Origin of the sequence: Methanobrevibacter sp., from assembly GCF_017427765.1 — an archaeon.
GTDB lineage: Archaea > Methanobacteriota > Methanobacteria > Methanobacteriales > Methanobacteriaceae > Methanocatella.
This window is the reverse complement of the sequence record NZ_JAFRSC010000043.1, coordinates 1-5866: the sequence shown is the minus strand read 5'-3', so window position 1 is coordinate 5866 and position 5866 is coordinate 1. Positions and strand designations below refer to the sequence as shown.

Sequence of the window (5866 nt, the reverse complement as noted above, 5' to 3'; positions counted from 1 at the left end):
TGCCTATAATTATCTCAGATCTTATTTTAATCATGTTCATTCCTTCATTGTATTTGGCATCAAAAATTGTTAATGACAGACCATTTTCCTCCTACTCATCTTCACGCGGAGGATGGAATTTCAAACTCTATTTCAAGGCATTAATAATACCGTTAATAATGTACATAGTATATCAGGGCATAGATTCTGCTCTTACTGGAGCAAAAGGAACATCTCAAATCTCAATAATGTTCTTAATAGCTATTTGCATCTTCGTGCCTCTCCAATCCATTGCAGAGGAATTCATGTTTCGAGGAGTTCTTTTGCAGACATTTGGATTATGGTTTAAAATACCTCTTTTAGCGATTGTCATTCAGGCAATAATATTTGCCCTATTCCATGGATATAACAGTTTCGGACTCTTTGGAATACTAGTTATGGGTCTTATCTACGGATTTTTCGCTTGGAAAACAAATGGTATTGAAGTAAGTTCTGCCATACATACCGCAAATAATTTCACTGTTGGTTTATTCGTCATGCTTGGACTCCACGCATCAACATCCACTCCGCAATTAGGGAGTGTTGTGGGAACAATTATTTTTGAAATAATACTAAGTATTGTACTGTATTTGGTGGGCAAGAAAACAAATTGGTTCGGAGAAATACCTGAAAGTTCTTAGAATCCATAGATTATTAATAATAAATAACATGGACTTAAACAAATGAATAATAATTAAAACAAAGCTGATAATATGACAGTAATAGATAGATTTAAATTTGAAGATGAAGGTTATGATTTCCCGTTTTATAATAAAAATCCGTATATTCCCAAATGGGGATGGGTTGTCTTATTTGTTTCATTCATTGCTGGAACCTTATTAGCAGTGATTTCAGGAAATCTACCTTTTATAATATTAGGCTGCATAGTGTTTATTGTACCTGTCTTATATTTTTTAAAATGGGATTATAAAGCAATATTCAGGATGCCGTCCCGTAAAGATCTTGTCCTTATAGTGGCTCTTTTTGTAGGATATATTGTATATGGAATGGTAATGGAGATGATATTGAAGCAATTTGGAATAGTCAGCCCCGGAACTATGGGTTCAGAACCAGTAACAATCATGACATTAGTTACATCAATATTTTCACTGATGGGTGAGGAATTCTTTAAGTTCATCCCATTCATATTTTTCTTAAGAGTGATTTATAAATTATCAAATAATCGTAGATTGGCTGTGATCATTTCCGTTGCTATAATAATGGTGATGTTTGCCTGTTTCCATGCATATAACCCTACCATGTTAATATTTGCACTTTTCGTACAGGGTTTTGGTTCAATATTCGAGTTTTATGGATATATTAAAACCAAAAACCTAATTGTTCCGTACCTTACTCACTTATTAACGGATGAAATTATTTTCATCATTGCATTACTTGGAATTCCATTATGAACTCCTCAAGCTTTACAGCTCGAAGATTTTTATTTCATGGGCTGTAAATACTAATGCATTTAAAATAAATAAAAATATTATAATATAACTCAAAAAAATAACTGAAATCCAAGCACAATATAGTTTGTGATATAAAATTTAAAGTGATACTTATGTTGGATAATATTAAATTTTTTGCTGATAAATCAGAAACGTTAAAGGAAGCAAGAATTAATGTTAAAGAGATGTCAACAATAAAAGAGGTAGGCATTTTCATCGGTTTATTTTTGGTGATGTTTGTTATTTTGAACATATTTGAATTCATATTCATGTCAATTAGTCCCATTCCAGATGTAGTATTTTTTTCTATGGGCGGATTCATCATTGTTCCTTTTATAATATATTTCTATGTCACTAAAATAGAAAAGCGCAGTTGGAGAAGCATAGGATTTTCTAAAGGCAATGCACTTTCATCTACATTAAAAGGTTTATTGATTGGTTTTTTAATGTTTTCTGCAGTAGTGGCAATAGGCATGCTTCTTGGGCAGTTCAGGTTCAATGGTTTTGATTTGTCCTCATTAGTTTATCTGAGTCCATGTTTCATATTATTTGCTATCCAATGTTTTGGTGAGGAAATATATACTCGTGGCTGGACAATGACCTATTTCTATAAACGGCATGGAATATTTGCTGCGATGGTAATCAGCAGCATTGTTTTTGTTATTCCACATTTACTCAATACTGGAATTGATTTATTATCAGTTGTAAATATTTTCATTGTTGGAATAGTATTTGCAGTCCTGTTTTTGAGATTTGACAATATTTGGATTTGCGGCGGTGTTCATACAGCATGGAATTTTTCACAGGGAATCATATTCGGATTCAATGTAAGTGGCATTTCAACACCATCATTAATGAATTTTAGTCAAGCAGGCCAAAATTTAATCAATGGAGGTTCTTTTGGACCTGAATCCAGTTTAATTGCAACTGTTGTATTTGTTATTGTATTGATTTTAGCTTTTTGCTATCCTAAAAAATAGTCATATTTTCTACCATGTCCCTTTTTGTCCGGATATTAATTAAAAAAATTTTTAGAGGATTTAAAAAGAGGATGTGTGCAAAATTTTAAATTGATTCTCTATTTTTCATGATTATTTTGTCATGTGCTCTTTTTAAGTTGTATCCGGTTGAATATCTCCTTAAAAAGAAAAAAAGATTATTCATAATTGAATAATCATATGTTTTGAGTGTTTTCTGGGATTTCACCAAACCAATTGAATTTTTTATCCAATGCAAAAACAATTATGATTGGGATTACCAGGAAAACTAAATTCATCACAAAATCAATTGCACTGTTTGGTGATACTGTCTGCTGAAGACCTATTCCCAATGCAAGAAATGAAAACGTATTATTTACCGCATGCATTGCTGATGCTGATTCAAGACCTTGACCATACCAGGTTATCAAACCATATAAAAGTCCTACGCAAAATACTCCTATGGCTGCTAGTATCGCGTAATTATGCACTATGGAGAATATTGCTGCCTGAAGGACGATTGCCACAATAGGTATTTTAAACCATGATCCGAAGGTTTGCATCAGTAGTCCACGGCACAAGTATTCTTCCGCAAAACCCTGAAAGATTGGCAAAATCAAACACAATATGAGAACTGCAATTGAAGTATTGGTTATGCTTGGCATTCCTGAAGCTAAAAGAGGTATTAGTTGTAATGCTCCATAAACAATTAAAGTTATAATATATACTTTAATGTAAATACTCCAATTCCATTTCCTGACAGGCGCTATCTGTGTGGAAAACGGAATTTTATAGACCAATTTAAATCCAATATAAATGCCTGGAATCAACGCAATCATAGTAGTTGCTGAAACAATAACTTTTTCTATTCCACCTGCATTAGGGTTTGCTCCTGTAATTTTAAATACTGCAATTGATATCACCAAAGCAATTATTGCTGCTATAATTATTATTAAAAAAGGTTTATACCACGCATATGTTTCCAGAGTTGTTGGAAATGTTGTAAATTCTTTTTTTTCATTTTTTTCAAACAGTTTTGATAAGTTCATAAAATCCTCCATTGATTTAAAATTTTATTACTGGTAAGTGAGAACAAATCATAAGTAATTGATATTTCCGATGGTATCATCATTGTTATCACTTTAAATATCATTAATTATTTTTTCTCTCAACATTTCTATACTATAGTTTAGATTTGGTTGGTTAATTAAATTTGTGGATGAGCTTGTGATATTTCGGTAGGTTTATTATTTAATATTGTTTTTTCATAGAATCGCAGTAGGCAAATATTTATAATTTTAAATTATATAATGAAAATTTTTTATAAATTTTATATTTTTTATCAGTATGAGATTTAAAAAAGGAAAATATTTATATAAATTAACAATAGATTATTATACAATTATGATAATCCGTGAGTCTTATTTAAAAAAAATTCGTAAATTCATTGATGAAGAAGAAATTAAAGTTATCACAGGTCTTAGACGATCAGGCAAAACATATTTTTTAAAGCAAATAATAAATGAACTTAAAGAAAATGGAGTTAGCGAAAATAATATCATTTATCTGCCTTTAGAATCTGCAAAGTATGATAAAATCAAAAATCATGAAGATCTAAATAACCTAATTTTTAACAAATCAAAGAATATTGACGGAAAAATATATTTGTTCTTTGATGAAATCCAGCTAATTAATAATTGGCAAAAAAGCATAAATGCATATCGGATTGATTTGGATGCAGATATTTATATAACCGGATCCAATTCACAGATTTTATCAGGAGAGTTAGCAACACTTCTTTCAGGAAGATACATCAAAATAGAAATGTTTCCATTTTCGTTTAATGAAGTTTTAGATTATCATAAAACCGAATACGGGCAAATCACCCAAAATGATGAATTAAATATATTTAATGAATATATGAAATATGGTGGCCTTCCAAGAACACTCAATTTCGATGAAGAGGAAAAAATTGATTATTTGACAGATATTTTTTCAACAATCGTATTGAAAGACATTATTTCAAGAAACAACATCCGTGATGTCGTATTTTTAGAAAGATTAATCAAATTCATGATAGTGAATACTGGTGAAACATTTTCAGTTAATTCCATCAGAAATTTTTTAAAACATGAAGGAATCTCCGTTTCAACAAATACCATCAGCAATTATCTAAAACAAATTGAAGATGCATATATATTAATCAAATCAAAAAGGGAAGAAATCAAAACTAAAAAAATCCTAACAACAAATGAAAAATATTATTGCATTGACTCCGGATTTTATGAGATTCAAACAGGATTCAACAAATCAAGAGGAAAAATTTTAGAAAACATAGTTTTTTTAGAACTTCTCAGAAGAAATTATAAAATAACCATAGGCAACATTGATGGACTTGAAGTTGATTTTGTATGCCAAAAACCAAATAAAACAATATATGTTCAAGTGTCTGAAAGCATACTGGATGAAACTACAAGGGATAGGGAATTTAGAAGTCTTGAAAAAATTAATGACAACTATCCTAAATACATTTTAACACTTGATAATTGGGATTATTCAAAAAATGGAATAATGCACTTAAATATAATTGACTTTCTAAAAGATACAACAATATAATTTAGATATTTCAGTAGTATTATCTTAAGTGTGCAAGAATACCATGACTTCTTTAAGTCATGGATGAATTACACAAATAATGAGTATTACTTTTCAAATGCTCTCTTGCTAATTTTTAATATATGTCTTTTTAATATATATTTTATTTGTAGTATTATAGTATTTGGGTGTTGTGTGTGGTTAAGGTTGTTAATAAAGGTTTGGAGGTTAGGTTGTATCCTAAAAGGGAAATGGTTGATGTTTTTAATCAGAATATTGGTAATGCGCGTTTTGTGTGGAATCACCTTTTAGCTGAATACAAAAAGACCTATTCTTTGTTTATACAACATGGATACACTAAATTAAAATGCAATATGATCACTTTCAATGTGATGTTGATGATGTTGAAAAAGGAGTATTCTTTTTTGGGTCTTTCAGAATCCAGCAGTTTACAGCAGGTATACAGGGACCTAATACAAGCATTTAATAAATTTTTCAAAGAAAATAGTGGATATCCATGGTTTAAAAATAAAAATAATCCTAAACAATCTTTCAGGATACAAAACAACAAGAATATAAGAATACAGGATAACAGGATTGTTCTACCAAAATTAGGACCAGTATACTTCAGAACCAGTCATGAATACAAAAAAATCTTAAACAATAAGGATACTAAAATCAATAACGTCACCATAAAAAGACACAACGGTAAATTTTATGCTGTATTCAACATTGAAACACCCATCGAAACATATGAAAAGACTTTTGATCGTATTGGGATTGATTTGGGACTTAGAACATTAGCAACCCTAAGCAACGGAATAG

General features: G+C 30.2%; 6 protein-coding genes. 5 read left to right on the top strand and 1 reads right to left on the bottom strand.

The features are described from left to right. The 3 genes from IJL02_RS11750 to IJL02_RS11740 all read left to right on the top strand — a co-directional run. A partial coding sequence (locus tag IJL02_RS11750; protein ID WP_292816671.1) for a CPBP family intramembrane glutamic endopeptidase occupies positions 1-659 on the top strand: 659 nt, incomplete at its 5' end. A 72-nt stretch (positions 660-731) separates the two neighbouring features. Beyond that, on the top strand, positions 732-1430 hold the full coding sequence (locus IJL02_RS11745) for a CPBP family glutamic-type intramembrane protease (RefSeq protein WP_292816669.1): 699 nt from the start codon (positions 732-734) through the stop codon (positions 1428-1430). Positions 1431-1582: 152 nt separating this feature from the next. Next, a complete protein-coding gene (locus tag IJL02_RS11740; RefSeq protein ID WP_292816667.1) occupies positions 1583-2449 on the top strand; it encodes a CPBP family intramembrane glutamic endopeptidase in 867 nt (288 codons plus the stop codon). 194 nt (positions 2450-2643) lie between these two features. On the opposite strand, the gene IJL02_RS11735 is transcribed toward IJL02_RS11740, so the two are convergent. After that, positions 2644-3495 (bottom strand): CPBP family intramembrane glutamic endopeptidase, encoded by an 852-nt coding sequence (locus IJL02_RS11735; protein WP_292816665.1) that lies wholly within the window; start codon positions 3493-3495, stop codon positions 2644-2646. 355 nt (positions 3496-3850) lie between these two features. Here IJL02_RS11735 and IJL02_RS11730 point away from each other — a divergent pair, with 355 nt between their 5' ends. Together IJL02_RS11730 and IJL02_RS11725 are read left to right on the top strand one after the other, a co-directional pair. Then, the gene (locus IJL02_RS11730) at positions 3851-5062 is read left to right on the top strand and encodes an ATP-binding protein (RefSeq protein ID WP_292816663.1); all 1212 of its coding nucleotides are present in this window, start codon (positions 3851-3853) and stop codon (positions 5060-5062) included. A 176-nt stretch (positions 5063-5238) separates the two neighbouring features. After that, positions 5239-5866: transposase (locus IJL02_RS11725; protein WP_292816661.1), on the top strand; the 628-nt coding region annotated here is incomplete at its 3' end.